This is a genomic window from Leptotrichia sp. oral taxon 417, from assembly GCF_013394865.1.
GTDB lineage: Bacteria > Fusobacteriota > Fusobacteriia > Fusobacteriales > Leptotrichiaceae > Leptotrichia > Leptotrichia wadei_A.
This window is the reverse complement of the sequence record NZ_JABXYV010000001.1, coordinates 1,998,205-2,015,840: the sequence shown is the minus strand read 5'-3', so window position 1 is coordinate 2,015,840 and position 17,636 is coordinate 1,998,205. Positions and strand designations below refer to the sequence as shown.

13 protein-coding genes are annotated in these 17,636 nt (G+C 30.8%); 7 read left to right on the top strand and 6 right to left on the bottom strand.

Translation table 11 applies throughout. The annotated features are described in order from the left end of the window. The first annotated feature begins 88 nt into the window (after nt 1-88). Nucleotides 89-988 (top strand): family 1 glycosylhydrolase, encoded by a 900-nt coding sequence (locus tag HW276_RS09195; RefSeq protein ID WP_370464648.1) that lies wholly within the window; start codon nt 89-91, stop codon nt 986-988. A gap of 124 nt (nt 989-1,112) precedes the next feature. Here HW276_RS09195 and HW276_RS09190 read toward each other — a convergent pair whose 3' ends face one another. The 3 genes from HW276_RS09190 to HW276_RS09180 all read right to left on the bottom strand — a co-directional run bounded on the left by HW276_RS09190 (nt 1,113) and on the right by HW276_RS09180 (nt 4,024). Continuing rightward, on the bottom strand, nt 1,113-1,856 hold the full coding sequence (locus tag HW276_RS09190) for an NAD-dependent protein deacylase (protein ID WP_178938241.1): 744 nt from the start codon (nt 1,854-1,856) through the stop codon (nt 1,113-1,115). A gap of 58 nt (nt 1,857-1,914) precedes the next feature. Beyond that, nucleotides 1,915-2,847 (bottom strand): dihydroorotate oxidase, encoded by a 933-nt coding sequence (locus HW276_RS09185; RefSeq protein ID WP_178938240.1) that lies wholly within the window; start codon nt 2,845-2,847, stop codon nt 1,915-1,917. Nucleotides 2,848-2,992: 145 nt separating this feature from the next. Beyond that, nucleotides 2,993-4,024 carry a lipopolysaccharide assembly protein LapB gene (locus HW276_RS09180; protein ID WP_178938239.1) on the bottom strand — a complete coding sequence of 344 codons (1,032 nt, stop codon included), beginning with the start codon at nt 4,022-4,024 and terminating at the stop codon, nt 2,993-2,995. Nucleotides 4,025-4,335: 311 nt separating this feature from the next. On the opposite strand from HW276_RS09180, the gene HW276_RS09175 reads away from it, so the two are divergent. After that, the gene (locus tag HW276_RS09175; protein WP_178938238.1) at nt 4,336-6,330 is read left to right on the top strand and encodes a translation factor GTPase family protein; all 1,995 of its coding nucleotides are present in this window, start codon (nt 4,336-4,338) and stop codon (nt 6,328-6,330) included. 161 nt (nt 6,331-6,491) lie between these two features. On the opposite strand, the gene HW276_RS09170 is transcribed toward HW276_RS09175, so the two are convergent. Together HW276_RS09170 and HW276_RS09165 are read right to left on the bottom strand one after the other, a co-directional pair. Next, nucleotides 6,492-8,894: a glycyl radical protein gene (locus HW276_RS09170; protein WP_178938237.1), complete on the bottom strand. Its 2,403-nt coding sequence runs from the start codon at nt 8,892-8,894 to the stop codon at nt 6,492-6,494. 46 nt (nt 8,895-8,940) lie between these two features. Continuing rightward, complete coding sequence (locus HW276_RS09165; protein WP_178938236.1) at nt 8,941-9,759, bottom strand: glycyl-radical enzyme activating protein; 819 nt, start codon at nt 9,757-9,759, stop codon at nt 8,941-8,943. Between the two features lie 539 nt (nt 9,760-10,298). On the opposite strand from HW276_RS09165, the gene HW276_RS09160 reads away from it, so the two are divergent. The 3 genes from HW276_RS09160 (at nt 10,299) to HW276_RS09150 (ending at nt 12,341) form a co-directional block, all read left to right on the top strand. Beyond that, the gene (locus tag HW276_RS09160; RefSeq protein WP_178938235.1) at nt 10,299-11,024 is read left to right on the top strand and encodes a transaldolase family protein; all 726 of its coding nucleotides are present in this window, start codon (nt 10,299-10,301) and stop codon (nt 11,022-11,024) included. Nucleotides 11,025-11,197: 173 nt separating this feature from the next. Then, on the top strand, nt 11,198-11,482 hold the full coding sequence (locus HW276_RS09155; protein ID WP_218975057.1) for a hypothetical protein: 285 nt from the start codon (nt 11,198-11,200) through the stop codon (nt 11,480-11,482). Nucleotides 11,483-11,570: 88 nt separating this feature from the next. Continuing rightward, nucleotides 11,571-12,341 carry a DeoR/GlpR family DNA-binding transcription regulator gene (locus tag HW276_RS09150; protein WP_178938234.1) on the top strand — a complete coding sequence of 257 codons (771 nt, stop codon included), beginning with the start codon at nt 11,571-11,573 and terminating at the stop codon, nt 12,339-12,341. A gap of 335 nt (nt 12,342-12,676) precedes the next feature. On the opposite strand, the gene HW276_RS09145 is transcribed toward HW276_RS09150, so the two are convergent. Then, complete coding sequence (locus HW276_RS09145; RefSeq protein WP_370464637.1) at nt 12,677-14,941, bottom strand: bifunctional (p)ppGpp synthetase/guanosine-3',5'-bis(diphosphate) 3'-pyrophosphohydrolase; 2,265 nt, start codon at nt 14,939-14,941, stop codon at nt 12,677-12,679. 493 nt (nt 14,942-15,434) lie between these two features. Here HW276_RS09145 and sufC point away from each other — a divergent pair, with 493 nt between their 5' ends. Both sufC and sufB read left to right on the top strand, forming a co-directional pair. Beyond that, nucleotides 15,435-16,181 carry a Fe-S cluster assembly ATPase SufC gene (sufC, locus tag HW276_RS09140; RefSeq protein WP_147004248.1) on the top strand — a complete coding sequence of 249 codons (747 nt, stop codon included), beginning with the start codon at nt 15,435-15,437 and terminating at the stop codon, nt 16,179-16,181. A 15-nt stretch (nt 16,182-16,196) separates the two neighbouring features. Beyond that, nucleotides 16,197-17,627 carry a Fe-S cluster assembly protein SufB gene (sufB, locus tag HW276_RS09135; RefSeq protein WP_018450889.1) on the top strand — a complete coding sequence of 477 codons (1,431 nt, stop codon included), beginning with the start codon at nt 16,197-16,199 and terminating at the stop codon, nt 17,625-17,627. Nucleotides 17,628-17,636 lie beyond the last annotated feature (9 nt).

The following is a 17,636-nucleotide window of genomic DNA, read 5'->3' as shown; positions in this document are numbered from 1 at the left end:
CCGAAGAGCTTGGTAAATATATTTGGCTAATAAAAGCAGATACTTCCCAAGAAGCTCCCGCTTCTAAAAGCGGGAGTAGTTCACTGAAATAAATTCTGTTTTACACGCTCCATTTATAAGTGGAGGAATTCCAACTGATGGAGAAGTAAAACCAACTAAACAAGAATTGTACCAAGCTGTCCACAATGAATTAGTAGCTTCTGCATTAGTCACAAAAGTTGGACATGAAATTAATCCAGATTTTAAAATAGGATGTATGATTTTATCAATGCCAGCTTATCCAATGACATCACATCCGCTTGATATATTAGCTGCAAGAGAATTTGAAAGAGAAAATTATTTATTTGCTGATGTGCATGTAAGAGGGAAATATCCAGCTTATGCGAAAAGATATTTTAAAGAAAATAATATAAATATTGAATTTGCTGAAGGTGATGAAAAATTATTAGCTGAAAATCCAGTTGATTTTGTATCGTTCTCGTATTATGTGAGTGTTGCTGCAGCACATAATCCGCAAGATTATCAAGTTGGAAAAGGTAACTTGCTAGGTGGATTGAAAAATCCATATTTAGAATCAAGTGAATGGGGTTGGCAAGTTGATCCAGTTGGACTTAGAATTGTATTGAATGATTTTTATGACAGATACCAAATTCCATTATTTATCGTAGAAAACGGACTTGGAGCAAAAGATGTTTTAGTTGATGGACCTAATGGCCCAACAGTTGAAGATGATTATAGAATTGATTATTTGAGAAGACATTTGGAACAAGTGAGAGAAGCGATTGAAGACGGAGTAGAAGTGCTAGGATATACTTCTTGGGGTTGTATTGATTTAGTTTCTGCATCAACAGCTCAAATGAGTAAAAGATACGGATATATTTATGTAGACAGAAATGATGATGGAACTGGTTCATTAAATCGTTATAAAAAGAAATCTTTTGACTGGTACAAAAAGGTAATTGCAAGTAATGGAGAAGATTTAGATTAATGTTTTGAGTAATTTTATACTATTTCCCATTTGAATGGGTCTTAGGATTAATAAAAATAAAATTGGTGCTATTTATTTTTTGAAAAATTAACAAATTTTTAGCACCAAATATTTTTTATTTAACTTAAATTATTTTTTTTAATTTTTTAAAAACTTCTCCAATACTTTCATGTATAACTAAATTTGCAAAATGATCCTGTTCGGTTTTAGATTTATTTATTAAAACAAGATTTTTTCCTTGAAAGTATTGAACTAAGGAAGCGGCTGGATATACAACAAGCGAAGTTCCGCCTATAATTAGCGTATCAGCTCTTGATATTTCATTTATTGCATTTCTAAAAGTGTCTGGATCTGGCACTTCTTCATATAAAGTGACATCTGGCTTTATAGTTCCTTTACATTTTGGACAATGCGGAATGCTTTTAGTTTTGCAGATTTCTAAAAATTCTTCTAAATTATATTTATTGCCACAAATGACACAAGTATTTTTATCAACTGTTCCGTGCAGTTTTAAGACATTTTTACTGCCAGCCATTTCGTGAAGGCAATCAATATTTTGAGTTACTATAGCCGTTAATTTTCCATTTTCTTCTAATTTTGCCAAGTATTTATGGGCAAAGTTGGGTTTTGCTTCTGGATAAACAAGATGTTTTTTGTAAAAGTCGTAAAATTCTTCTGGGTATTTTTCGTACATTGTGTGGGAAACAAGCTCTTCTGGAGAAAAATTTCTGTCCAGTTTTAAGTTATAAACTCCATTTGCACTTCTAAAATCGGGAATTCCTGATTCTGTAGAAACTCCCGCACCTCCAAAAAAAACGATTCTTTTACTTTCATCAATTATTTTTTGAAGTAAACTTATTTTATCCATTTCTTTATCACCTTGCTTTGTATTTTTTGTTTTATTTTTATTATTTTAATTTAAAAAATTATAAATATTTCAATTTTCCTTTAAAGTCCTCAATAGTTTTATATCCCTTTTTATCCATAATAGCCTTTAATTCATTAGTTATTCTTTCAAAGGCAGAAGGTCCTTCCTTATGTAAAGTAGTTCCAAGCTGAACCATGCTTGCTCCACATAAAATATGTTCAAAAGCATCCTGCCCTGTAAGAACTCCTCCTGTTCCAATAATTTGAATAGATGGATTTAATCTTTTATAAAATGCGTGAACATTGGCAAGAGCTGTAGGCTTTATGTATTCTCCTCCAATTCCTCCAAATCCATTTTTAGGCTTTATTACAACGCTTTCATCTTCAATTACAAGTCCATTTCCAATACTGTTTACACAGTTTATAAATGTCAATGGAAATTTGTTAAATACTGCGGCTGCCTGGTCAAAATGAACTATATCAAAATATGGAGGCAATTTTACTCCAAGTGGTTTTTTAAAGTATGAGAAAATATCTGCCAGTAAATTTTCTGTAGTTTCCATATCATAGGCAATTTGCGGCTTTCCTGGTACATTTGGACAAGATAAGTTAAGTTCTGTAATTCCGTTAAAATCACTTTCTTGAACTTTTTTTAATAATGTGTGGGTATCTTCAGTCGACATTCCAACAAGTGAGAAAAAGAAAGTTCTATCTGGATGTGATTTTTGTAATTCTAATAGATAATCTAAATAATAATCGAATCCTAAATTTGGAAGTCCCATTGAATTTATACTTCCTAGAGTCGTGTCATGATATCTAGGTTCAGGATTTCCTGGTCTTGATTGCAATGTAGCAGTTTTAGTAACAAATGTTCCAGCTGCGGAATTTATTACTTGTTCAAGTTCGTTTTTATCGTAGCAGTAGACACCTGCTGCATTCATAAAGCAATTTTCAAATTCAAAATTACCTATTTTTGTTTTTGTAGTTGCCATTTTTTCCTCCTAAATTATTTTTTTATTTATAAGATTTTATTTATAGACTTGTCTGATAAATTAACTTTTACTGACAAGGGGTCAATTCCCCTTGTTTCATAATATTTATTTCAGATATATGTTCATATTTAAGTTTTTATTGAAATTATACATGCAAAGCTGATTTGTAGTATTGAATAGCTATTTTCAGCTGTTCAGCTTCTTCATAAAGTTTCGCAACTTCAATGACGTTATCTGAAACTTTTAGATAGCTGTTATCTTTCAGATTTCTTTCGGCCTCTTCAAATTTACCTAATTTTATGCAGCATTTTCCAAAATTAAATTTAAGTTTTTCCTCATCAATTTTTTTCATATCAACTTTTGCATTTGAACGTTTCTTTCCTTCAAAAAAATGAGTATAGTTTGTATAAGCAAGATTATAATTTTTTTCATCAGAAAATATGTTTCCAAGCAATACAAATGACTCTAGATGATTTTCATCTGCAAGCAATGTTAAGTAATGTTTTTCAAGCGTTAAATTATTATTGTCGGCATAAAGTTTGTAAAGAACTTCCTGAGCTCTTCTATTATCATAAATATCTGCAGCTGTTCTAAGATGCTTTTCAGCAGTTTCAATATCCTGTTTTTCTCCATACAGCTTTCCAAGCAAGTAATAGGCCTCTCCATTGTCTTTTGCCTTATATAGATATTCTTGAGCCATATCTACCTGACCGTTATCATAGAAAATTTTAGCAAGTAGAACTTGTGCTTCCTGATCTCTTTCATCAGCAGCAGGTTTTAAGTAATTTACTGCAAGATTTTTTTTGTTAAATTGGTAATATAAATTTCCTAAGTTATATCTAGATTTTTGATAGCCGTTATTTATAGCCAGCTTGTAATAGTATTCAGCAAGTTCAAAATTAGATTTTCTCTTGTAGACAGTTCCAAGTTTATCTTGCAGCTGAAAATCTCCGCCATCGGCAATTTTCTTCAAATATTTTTCTGCTAAATTTAATTTGTCGTGTTTTAGATAAATATCTGTAAGTATAAGAACTGCATTTCTATTTCCGCATTTAGCAGCTTCCTTTAAATACTTTTCTGCCAATGTTTCAGAACCGTTATCAAAATAATTTTTTCCCATTTGGTACAGTCGTTCAGAATCATTGCTGTCAATATTATCAAATTCCATATTTTCCATAAAAATAGACCTCCTATATTTTGTTTTTTATTTTTTCAAATATTTTAACCTTAAAAAATTAAATCATCATTACATTATACTATATTTTTTTATATTTGTCATAATATTTTGAAAAAATAACAAGATTTTTATATTAACTAATTTAAAAAAAAAACCTTAATAAAATTTATCAGAAAATTATTTTACTGCTTTTTTTGTATATTAATAATTTTTTTAATTAACTTGATTTTTTCAAATTTCAAGTTAAAATTTAATATAGGGTATTTTAAAAAGATAAATAAAAAAGTAGAAATATATAGGGAGGAACTGTTATGAGAATATATGACAGCAGCAACATAAGAAACATTGGAATTCTAGGACATAGTGGATCTGGAAAGAGTAATATGGTAGAAGGATTGGAGTTTACAGCAGGGCTTACTAATCGGATTGTGGGGAATGAAAATGATACTAAAATTACGAGTTCTTTGAGTCTTCATGCAGTGGAATATCAAGGGGCTAAGTATAATTTTGTGGATATTCCTGGATATGGTGATTTTTTTGGAGAAGTTGAATCAGGACTTGCGGCAGTTGATGGGGCGATTATTATTGTTGATGGAACTACAGATTTGACAGTTGGGACTGAAACGGCTTTGGAATTGACTGATAGCAGAAATATTCCGAGAATAATTTTTGTGAATAAAATTGATAATGAAAAGGCTGATTATGAAAAAATTCTTTCACAATTAAGGGAAAAATATGGGAAACGGATTGCACCATTTCATGTACCTTGGGGAACTGGAGAAAATTTTAGAGGACATATCAATGTAGTTGACATGTTTGCAAGAGAGTTTGATAAGAGTAAAAATGAGTGTAAAACAGTAGAAATGCCAACTGATATGGATAATGAAATAAATTCTGTACGTGAAATGCTTTTGGAAGCAGTTGCAGAAACTGATGAAGAATTAATGGATAAATATTTTAATGGAGTTGAATTTACGACAGCTGAAATTCATCGTGGTCTTAGACAAGGAGTGCTTGATTGTTCAGTAATTCCAGTAATTTGCGGTTCAACTTTGAAAAATATTGGACTTCATACAACTTTTGATGTAGTGAAGGATTTCTTGCCATCGCCTGATGATAATGAAAAAGTACAGCCTGAAAAAAATAGTTTTGTATGCCAAATTTTTAAAACAACAATTGATTCTTTTTTAGGAAAAGTTTCTTATGCAAAAATTTATTCTGGCGAAATTAAGCAAGATATGGAAGTTTTTAACTTGAATAGAAAAACGAAGGAAAAAATTGGGAAAATTAATACGTTTGTGAATAATAAAATGGATGAGGTTCAAAAGGGGATTGCAGGGGATATTGTTGTATTTTCAAAATTTAATAGTACGAAAACTTCTGATACACTTTCGACTAGTGAAAAGGAAGTGCCATTAAAAGATATAACTTTTCCAAAACCGCAATTATTTGTGGCAATAGAGCCATTGAATAAAAATGATGATGAAAAAATGTCGTCTGGATTGAATCGTTTGATGGAAGAAGATCCGTCATTTACTTGGCATAGAAATCTTGAAACAAGTCAAACAGTTCTTGGAGTACAAGGAGAACTTCATTGTGCAACAGTTATAGAAAAATTGAAGGCAAAATTTGGAATAACAATAAAAACTGTGGAATTGAAAGTGCCTTACAGGGAAACAATTAAAGGAACTTCAGATGTTCAAGGAAAATACAAGAAACAATCTGGAGGACATGGACAATATGGAGATGTTTTAATTAAATTTTCACATGTAAATGAAGATTTTGTATTTGAAGAAATAATTACAGGTGGAAGTGTTCCAAAATCATATATTCCAGCGGTTGAAAAAGGATTGAGGGAATCATTAAAAGAAGGAGTTCTTGCAGGATATCCAGTGACTAATGTAAAGGCTGTTTTATACGATGGTTCTTATCACGATGTAGATTCTTCTGAATTAGCATTCAAAATTGCAGCAAATTTAGCTTTCAAAAAAGGGATGCTTGAAGCAAATCCAATATTGCTTGAACCAATCATGGAACTTACGATTATTGTTCCAGAAGAATATATTGGGGATATAATGGGGGATATTAATAAAAAGCGTGGACGTGTTTTAGGAATGGAAGCTCACAAAGGTACAAAACAAAAAATTATTGCTGAAGCTCCAATGTCTGAAACTTTCAAATATGCGAATGAATTGAAGGCAATTACACAAGGTCGTGGATATTTTGAAATGAAACTTGTAAGATATGAAGAATTGATGGGAGATTTAGCACAAAAAGTAATTGAAAAGAGACAAAAGAAAAAATAGTTAAAAAAATTTTTAAATAAGATTTAATATAAATAAGAATTCCTGATAAGTAATAATTATTGGGAATTTTTTTATAAAAAATACAAGGAGCTTAAAATTAGTCAGCCCCTTGCAATAAGGAAAGAAATTTATTTTAGAATTTTATCAAAGACAATAAGAGATTATATTCTTTGTTCAGTTCTTGAAATAATATCATTTTGTGTAGTTCTGTCAAGTGTAACAAATTGAGCGCAATATCCGGCAACTCTTACGATAATGTCCCTATGCTTTTCAGGTTCAATTTGAGCCTGTTTCAATGTTTTTCCTGAAATAATGTTAAATTGAATATGCCATCCTTTTGAGCTTATAAATGATTTTATTATATTTACAAATTTTTCAAACTGTTCTGGAGTATTTACCAATTCTGGTGAATATTTTTGATTTAATAATTGTCCACCTGTAATCATCAGAGTCGGCAATTTATTTACAGAATTTAATACTGCTGTTGGACCGTTTGTGTCAGTTCCTTGAGTTGGAGAACCTCCTTCAGCTGCAGGAGTATAAGCGTATCTTCCGTCTGGAGTTGCACCGCTCACTGTTCCCATTGGCACATTTGAAGAGATTCCAGATGTTGAAACCCCATAACCGCCGTTAATTGGGCCTCTTCCATATCTTGTATTATGATATTTCTGAATCTCATCAATGTATGTCCAGTAGATGTTTGTAGCAAATTCATCCACTTCATCAATATCATTTCCGTATTTAGGAACTTCTAACAATATTTTTCTGATTCTTTCTCCATTTTCACCTTCATAATTTGTCTGAAGTGCATTGTAAACTTCTTCTTTTGTCAAGATTTTTTTATCAAAAACAGTTGTTTTTAGAGCATATAGTGAATTTGCAGCATTTGCAATTCCAACTTGGAGTCCTGAAATAATGTCATAAACAGCTCCGCCTTCTTTTGCAGAAAGTCCTCTGCCAATACAGTCATCAACTAGACTTGATAATAAAATATCAGGAAAATCTTCCAAATGTGTATCAGCCAGCACATCAAGAGCAACTGATAATTTTGTATAATGTTTCATATATTTTTTCCATGCTTCCCATAAATCATCATAAGTCTCATAGTCAGTCAATTTCCCGGCTTTTAATAATTGAAGCCCAGTTCTGGCATCATAACCATCATTTAATACAAGTTCAGTAGCCTTTACAAAGTTTAAAAATGTCATTCCAGTACATCTGTATCCCCATTTTCCAGGAACAGCCACTTCAACACATCCAACCATTGAGTAATTATAGGCATCTTCGATTTTTACGCCTTTATTTAATAATGCAGGAACTATTATTTCATCTGTGTGCATTGCAGGCATTCCATAACCTGTTGCAGCTACTTCAGCACATTTTCTAATAAATTTTTCTGGAGAATTTATATGAAATCTTGCAGATAAATTTGGCTGTGTAAGTTTGTTTTCTGCAACACTTTCTAAAATTAAGTAGCTCAATTCATTTGTAGAATCTTTTCCGCTTGGAGTTGAACCTCCAATTGTAACATTCTGATAAGTTGGGTAACCTGCGCCGTAACCAGAATGTGAAGTTGAACGGACTTTTATTACAGAGTAAAGTTTTACCCATAGACATTGCAGCATTTCCTTTGCAAATTCCCTGTCTAAATCTCCTTCCAGCACATCTTTTTTATAAAGTGGATATAAATATTGATCCACTCTTCCAAGTGAAGCCGAATGACCATTACTTTCAATCTGAATTACTAGATGGATAAACCAGATTGCCTGTACTCCTTCCCAGAATGTCTGAGCAGGATTTTCAGGGACATTCAAGCAATTTTTCTGAATTTGAAGCAATTCTTCTTTTCTTTGCGGATCAGTTTCCTTTTCAGCAAGTTCTTTTGCCAAATTTGCAAATCTATGAGCAAAATCAATAGTTGCCTGAGCCACAATTTGTACAGCTTTTAGAAAGTCAATTTTATTGTATCCTCCATAAACTGTAATATCCACTTTTTCCATAGAAGCTTTAGCTTCTTCAATTACACCCTTCAGACCTTTTGTCAGAACTTTTTTGAAGTCAGGAACAATGTGGCCGTCACCAGAAGTCATATTTCCTTCTCCATGAATAATTTTCACAATTCCAGCTTCTTTTATTTCTTGCGGCATCTGAGCGTGAGCTTTATCTTTTAGTGTTTTTCCTCGCCACCATTCACATATTTCCAAAAGTTCAGGAATTTCTTCTTCAGGGATTCTGAACTTATCTCCATCACGGTGATCAAAGTTTCCTTTTGCATTAATTTCATCTACAATCCAGTCTACTGCATATTCTGGGAAAAGAGGCGCTGTTCTTTCATCTACGGACTGATTTCCTGCAATAAGTTCCCCATCTTTTATGTAAATTGTCATATTTTCCAGAATTTCTTTAACTGCATAAGCACGAACCATATATTTTGATTCCCCTTCATGTTCCTTATATGCCTTTGTTAAAAGCCTGCCTCTTTCGACACTGACATCAGGGAATTTTGATAAAGCCGATTCTCTTAATTTTTTCACTCTTTCACTTTTTAAAACAAATTCTCTCATTGCTTTTCCCTCCAATATATTTTATTATTTATCTTTAATTTTTGTATTATCCATTCAGTTTTGCCTTTAAACCATAACTTTTCATTATTTGTAAAGCATTATCAAGTTCTTCCTGTGTATGTTTTTCAAGTGTTTTCATCGGATACTGCATTCTTAGTTTTCTATATTTTTCAAGTCCCATTGTATGATAAGGAAGAATATTTATTTCCAGCAAATTTAATTTTTTCAAGAACTTTGCTGTTTCATGAATATTTTTTTCATCATCATTTACCCTTTTTATAAATGGGAATCTCATAATAATTTTTTTATGCCATTTAGAAAGTTTTGTAAGATTTTCTAAAATTATTTCATTTGAAACAGCGGTATATTTTTTATGTTTTCCACTATCCATATGCTTTATGTCAAATAAAATTGTATCTGTCAATTTTGCCAATTTTTCAAGCTCTCTGTAACTTCCATATCCAGTAGTTTCTATCGCTGTATTAACATACTCGTCTTTTAATTTTTCAAAGAGTTTTATCGCAAATGCCGAATTTACAAGCACTTCTCCGCCACTTAATGTAACTCCTCCTCCAGAATTTCTATAAAAATTTTCATCCTTCATCACAATTGTAAACACTTCTTCCAGAGTCATATCTTTCGCAACTTGTTTTAATGTACTTGTGGCGATACAGTCAGAACACGAAGTTCTATTTCCTTTATAAAGAGAGCCTTCATAATCCCAAAATTCATTTTCCAGCTTCTGTGTTTCAGGATTGGAACACCACAGACATCTAAGCGGACATCCTTTGAAATATACAACTGTTCTGATCCCAGGCCCATCAAATGTAGCTCCTCTTTCAATGTCCGTAACTAATGTTCTCATACGTTTCACCCTTCTTTTTTTCTTTAAAAATATCTTTTTATTTCATTTTGTTTCTTTATATTTCGATTTTACATTATTTTTTAAAATTTGTCAATAGTTTTTGAAAAAAATTTATAAAAAAACCTGCAATAAATAATAATTGCAGGGAAAAAATTATTTTTTCATTTTGGGGTGTTATCTTCTACTTAGGATGTAGTAAATAACCACAAGTTGAACTAATATAAAAACTATATCCCGTTCCATTTGGACATCACCCCCAATCATAATATGAATTAGGCAACGAACCCAAAAATATTATAGCAAAACTTAATACAAAAAGCTAGTTCAATTTGAACTAGCCCTTGTCGTTGTTTTTTTCATATTATGATTGTTTCTTTGCATGTTAATTATAACATAAAGAAAGTAATTATTCAATCAAAATTTTTAGAAAAGTTGAAAAAAAGCATTGACATTTTTTAAATTATATATTAAAATAATATCGAAATAAAACGAAACTAATTAAAATATTAAATTATTATTTCAATAAAAAAAGAGAGAGGATGATGAGAGTGCAATATTTTATTGATACAGCGAATTTGAAGAGTATAAAAAAAATTAGTGATATTTTTCCGATAGCAGGGGTTACTACAAATCCTACTATTATTGCGAAGGAAAAAAGAGATTTTAAAGAGATTATAAATGATATTTTTGATATTATTGGAAAAGATAAAATTGTGCATGCGCAGGCTGTGGGAAGCACAGCTGAAATAATGGTAAAGGAAGTGCAGCTTTTGCATGATACGTTCGGAGAAAATTTTTATACAAAAATTCCTGTAACGCCTGAAGGGATAAAAGCTATGAAAATTTTGGCAAAGGATGGGCATAAAATAACTGCAACTGGAATTTTGTCACCACAACAGATAATTATGGCGGCGGAAGCAGGGGCAGAATATATGGCTCCATATATTAACCGTTCTGACAATATTGGGGAAAATGGAATTGAAATTGTTAAAGATGCCTATAAAATTCTTGAAATGAATAAAAAAACGGATGAAGAAAAATTGGCGCAGTATAAAAGAATTTTTGAGCCTAAAATATTAGGTGCTTCGTTTAAGAATGTAAGACAAGTTCATGAAACAATTTTGGCTGGTTCCAAATCGGTAACTGTAGCTCCAGATGTTTTTGAAAAGTTAATTTATCATCCTTATACAGACTGGAGCATGGATACTTTTAATTCAGATTGGGAAAAAGTTTATGGAAATAAGACATTGCTTGATTTATTATAGAAAAATATTTAGAAGTCTTTAGTTCTAAAAAATTACAAAAAAAAGAGAATAAAAGTTTAAATTGAATTTAAAATTTTAATATTTAAAAAAAATACAAATACTTGACAAAATAAAATGTATAAGTTATAAATTATTAAAAAGATATTTTATAGCATATAATTGGAGGTTTTTTAATGAATGAGGAATTTTTGATAAAAGGATTTGTAGAACTTATAAAAAATGCACCAGATGTGGTTGATAAATTAAATGAGTTAGATGTGTCTTTTCCAAATATTCCATTTCCAACGATGGGTGGAAAAGTTTTTTGGTTAACTCTAAAAGAATTTAATGGATGGAAATTACAAAGAAATTCATTTACACAACATTACAGAATTTTAGATTCAAATGATATAAGGCAAGCATGGGGAAATGAAAAAGCTATGTTAAGACTATTTAGTCAATTTAATCATATAAAATAATATTTTTGAAAAAAAAATATAAATTTTGAAATATTAAATGAATTTTGGTATAATCTAGGTAACTATAAAAAAGCATTGGAGATTTGGTATGTTTTTGGATGAAAGACTGGAAAAAATATTAGAAATTTTAGAAAATGAAAAGAAAGTAAAAGTTACTAATTTGGCAGAAAAATTTAATGTTTCAGAAGTTATTATAAGAAAAAATTTGAAAAGGCTAGAGCAGGAAGGAAAATTGAAAAGAACTCATGGAGGTGCAATTTTACTAAAGGAACTGGTACATTCAAGCACTCTTGAGGAAAGAATTATAAATAGAACAAGGCAAAAGGAAACTGTTGCAAGAAAAATTATAGAAAATATTGAAAATGGGGAAACAATATTTTTTGACATTACAAGTATAAATTATATTGCGGCAGAATATCTTGCAAATTCTGAAAAGGAAATAACTCTTATTACAAATATGCCTAGTATCACCACACATTTTAATAAAAATTCTAAAGTGGATATTATTATGATAGGCGGGGAGTATAATAAAAAAGTAGGTGGCAATGTTGGAAGTGAAGCGATTAATTATATAAAAAGATATAATGTTGACAAGGCTTTTATTGGAAGTGCCGGGATAGATCTGGAAGCTGAAAAGGTTATGAATTTTGAATTAAATGATGGGAATACAAAAAAAGAAATAATGAAAATTTCTAAAAAAATATTTTTAGTGACTGAATATAAGAAATTAGGAATATTAGGAAGTTATAAATTCAGCAATTTGTCTGATTTTGATGTTTTTATTTGTGAAAAGGACAAAAAGGATTATTTGGAAAGTTATAAAAAAATTTTTGATGAATGTGAAGTTAAAATTATATAGACTTAGGGTTTGAGTAAAATAGTCATACTTTTTGAGTTCGGCTTTAAATCAGTTTTACTATAAAATGAATTGTGAAATTATAAAATAAAAAATGTACCAATAGACTTTAATGTTTAAAGGTACATTTTTTTGAAAAGAGAATCTAGTTTAAATTGAATAAATTTAGTTAATATCTAAAATAATTTATAATAACCATAAAAATAACAACTATAAAAATTAGAAAAATAATTTTTTTGGTAATATTTATAAGAATTTTAAATAATAATATGAATACAATTAATGCAATTAAAAATTTTAGATCCATTTATAACGCCCCCTTTTTATAAAAGAATAATTTATTTTTTTATTATTTCAATTACTTCTGACATTGATTTTAAATTATTTGCCAATCTTTCAAAATCTTCACGGCTTCTTATTGTTATTCTTAAATGTATAAGTATTCGTCTGTTTCCGTTTTCTTTAAAAGTATTTGTATTTACATTTAAAAGGCTCATTTTATATTCGTTTAAAATTCGGATTATATCTAGAAGCAATCCATTTCGATCTGAAGCTTTTATTGTGAAGTTAAATTCGTATGTTGTATTGGCAGATATTGCAGATTTATCCCAGTAAACGTCAACTTCCCTTTCAGGTTCCCTTTCCATAAGGGAAATAAAGTTTTCGCAGTCAGAGCGATGTATTGCAATTCCACGTCCTCGTGTCACATAACCTCTTATTTCATCGCCTGGAAGCGGACTGCAGCATTTTGCAAAACGGTACATTGTGTTTTCAGTTCCAGATATTTTAATACCGCCATTATTTTTTTCCTTTTGCTTATTCGCCTTTTCTGTTTCTTCTTCAAGCACTTCTTCCAGAGCCTTTTTTTCCTTTTTCTCAAATTTATTTAAAAATCCGTCAAGTGACAAATCTCCAATGGCGAATCTGTAAAATAACGTCTTGTTATCAGGAATATTGAATTTTTTCATATAAAGGAAAACCCGCTCATCTTCAAGCATATCCTTTAATTTTAATCCAAGCCGTTCAAATTCCTTTTCTAAAATTTGTTCCCCTTCTTTAGACTTTTCTTCAAATTCCTTATCTTTGAACCATTTTCTGATTTTTACACGTGAACTATGGTTATTTACCATTTCAATCCAGTCTTTTCCAGGTCCCTTATTAATGTTTTTAGAAGTCATAATTTCGACTTTATCTCCATTTTTAAGCACTTGGTTAAGCTGCGTAATTCTTCCATTTACCTTTACTCCAATTGTTCTATACCCAATTTGTGTATGAACTTGGAATGCAAAGTCAAGGGCAGTTGAATTTCTAGGCATTTCCACAACATCATCTTTAGGCGTAAATACAAATATTGTCTGTTTAAGCACATCTCCAGTAACTTCCTGAGCAAATCCCTTTTGCTCCTTTTCATCCATTTTTCTTTGAACTGAATCTGTCAATTTTTTTGCATCTGCATAAAATTTTTCATTTTTAGATTTTGCTTTTTTATCTTTGTATTTCCAATGTGCTGCAACTCCTTCTTCTGCAATTTCATGCATTTTTCTTGTTCTAATTTGAATCTCTACATTTTGGTCATTCGGTCCTTTTACTGTTGTATGAATGGACTGATAGCCATTTGGCTTTGGCTGTGAAATATAGTCCTTGAAACGTTTAAATACTGGAATAAATAAATCATGAATTATTCCAAGTACATTGTAGCATTCATTTTTCTTTTCAACGGTAATTCTTATTGCAATTAAATCATGCAAGTCAACAAATTTTTTTTCCTTTTCGTGCATTTTTCGGTAAATGCTGTATAGGTGCTTTGGACGTCCTGTAACTTCTCCCTTTATATTATTTTTTTCAAGATCTTCCCTTATTTTTTCAATAAATTTTGCAGTGTATTCTTCACGTTCTTTCCTTTTGGAATTAACAAGATCTTTAATTTCATAATAGTCATCTGGATACAAAAATCTAAAACTTATGTCCTCCAGTTCCCATTTTATTCTAGCCATCCCGATTCTATGGGCAATTGGCGCATAAATTTCAAGAGTTTCTTTAGATTTTTCCAGCTGTTTTTCAGGCGTCATATATTTCAATGTTCTCATATTATGAAGTCTATCTGCCAGTTTTATAACTACAACCCGAATATCTTCCGACATTGCAACAACCATTTTTCGTATATTTTCCAATTTTTTACTATTTGTTCTCGGCAAATTTCTAAGTTTTGTAACGCCATCCACAAGTTTTTTTACATCTGTTCCAAAGTTATACTCTATATCCGACAAAGAAATAAGCGTATCCTCAACTACATCATGAAGCAGCCCAGCCACAATCGTATCTGTGTCCATACGCATATCAACTAATATTTCTGCCACTTCAACTGGATGTAAAATATAATCTTCCCCACTTTTTCTCTTTTGCCCAATATGCGACTCGTAAGCAAGCATAAAAGCCTCTGAAATCTTATTCATATCCACATCTAGATTATTTTTTCTAATTGCATCTGTCAATTGCTGGTGCAGTTCATCATAGCTTTTATTTATTATTACAGGAACATTTGTATTTCCCATTTCCTCATCTGTCATTTTCCAGTCGTTTTTTAATTTGCTTTTTTCATCCATTTCGTTCACTCTCCTTGTGTCAAAGAAAATTCATTTTATAATAAAAAATTCGCTATTTAAATAGGGAATGATATTATATAGTTTTTGTTGAAATAATAAATTTATTGTAGATTTTGAATAACTATTATTTATTACATTCTTCTTGAAATCATTTTACTATATATTTAAAAAAAAATCTATTATAAAGTTTTATATTGCTAATTATTTTTGTTTTGAAAGTCTAAATTATTGAAAAAATGTAAAAAATTAATATTTGTAAAGATATTTAATTTGATAAACAAATAAATTTATGATAAAATTAGTTTAGGAATTAAATTTAAAAATAAAATGCAAATTGCTAAATATACTTTATTCAATTCTTGGAAGATTTGTTCGTGTAGCCGTATCATAATATTTAAACAAAATAAAAAAATAGGTTATCGAACATATTTAGTTTATAAAATTTATGAGAATTTGGATATGTTTATAAAATTTTTTTGGAGGTAAAATTAACATGAGTTTATTAGAATTAAAAAATGTAAAATCGGAAGTAGAAGGAAAGGAAATCCTGAAAGGATTAAATTTAACTATAAACAAAGGGGAAGTTCACGTAATTATGGGGCCTAATGGAGCTGGAAAATCTACGCTTGCAAGTATTCTTGTGGGACATCCAAAACATGAACTGGTTTCTGGGGACATTATTTTAGATGGAGAAAATATTAATGATGCTGCTGTAGATGAAAGGGCTAAAAAGGGGATTTTCCTGTCATTCCAATATCCAGAGGAAATACCAGGGCTTACTGTGGAGGATTTCTTGAGAACAGCAAAAGAGGCTGTTACTGGAGAAAAACAATATTTGATGCAATTTCATAATGAATTGGTGGAAAAGATGGAAAAACTTCATATAAATCCTGAATATGCAGATAGACATTTAAATGTTGGATTCTCTGGTGGAGAAAAGAAAAAGAATGAAATTTTGCAAATGGCAGTTTTAGAGCCAAAATTGGCTATTCTGGATGAAACTGATTCTGGGCTTGACATTGATGCGACAAAGATTGTATTTGAAGGAGTTCAAAAGTTAAAGACTAAGGATACAGCTTTGCTTATAATTACTCACTATGATAAAGTTCTTGACTATTTGAAGCCTGATTTTGTTCATATTTTGATGAATGGAAAGATTGTAAAGACAGGCGGACAAGAATTGGTGGAAAGAATTGAAAAAGAAGGTTATGCTAAAATAAAAGAAGAATTAGGATTATAAAAATTTTAATACAGAATGGAAAGTGTGGGAATAATGGAAAATAGAAAAAAAACATATATTGCAGATATTGAGCGTGGTGTTTATGATATAAAGGATGAAGAGCATTATAGATATAAAGTTGAAAAAGGGCTTACTCCAGAAATTATTAAAAAAATTTCAGAAAGAAAAAATGAGCCTGAATGGATGAGGGAATTTAGATTAAAGGCATTGGAAGTTTATAATTCAAAGCCAATGACTGATTGGGGTCCAGATTTATCAGACCTTGACATGAATGACATTGTACATTATTTAGAGCCTGATTCGGCACCAATGAATGAAAATTGGGATGATGTGCCAAGCTATATAAGGGATACATTTGACAGGCTTGGTATTCCAGAAGCTGAGAAGCAGTCACTTGCGGGAGTAGGAGCACAGTATGACTCTGAAGTGGTTTATCACAGCGTTCATAAGGAACTGGAAGAACAAGGGGTAATTTATACAGATATTGAAACAGCAATTGTAAAATATGGAGATATGCTAAAGGAATATTTTATGACATTAATTACAGTCAATGACCATAAATTCGCAGCATTGCACGGAGCAGTATGGTCTGGAGGATCATTTATTTATGTTCCAAAAGGAGTAAAGGTAAAAATGCCGTTACAGTCATATTTTAGGCTAAATGCGCCAGAAGCTGGACAATTTGAACATACCCTTATAATTGTTGATGAAGGGGCAGATTTACATTTTATCGAAGGATGTTCAGCGCCTAAATATCAAAAAAATGCATTGCATGCTGGAGCAGTGGAACTTTTTGTCAGAAAAGGGGCACGATTAAGATATTCTACAATTGAAAACTGGTCAAGAAATATGTATAACTTAAATACAAAAAGAGCATTGGTGGAAGAAGATGGAGTAATAGAATGGGTGTCAGGATCATTTGGATCAAGAGTTTCTATGCTTTATCCAATGAGTATTTTAAAGGGAGATCGTTCAAGATGTGAATTTACAGGAGTTACATTTGCTGCAGCTGGGCAATATTTAGACACAGGATGTAAAATTATTCATCAGGGAAAAAATACAAGCTCGACAGTTCATTCAAAATCTATTTCAAAAAATGGAGGAACAGCTTTTTACAGGGGGCTTTTAAAAGTTCTGCCAGAAGCAACGGGAACAAGGTCAACTGTAGAATGTGAATCATTAATGCTGGATAATGAATCAACTTCAGATACAATACCAATAATTGATATAAATAACGACAGTGTGGATATTGGACATGAAGCAAAAATTGGAAGAATAAGTGACGAAGCAATATTTTATTTGATGTCAAGGGGTATTAGCGAAGATGAGGCAAAGGCGATGATTGTAAGAGGATTCGTTGAGCCAATTTCAAAGGAATTGCCACTTGAATATGCAGTTGAATTGAATAAGCTGATTGAATTGGAACTAGAAGGGACAATTGGATAATTAAAAAAC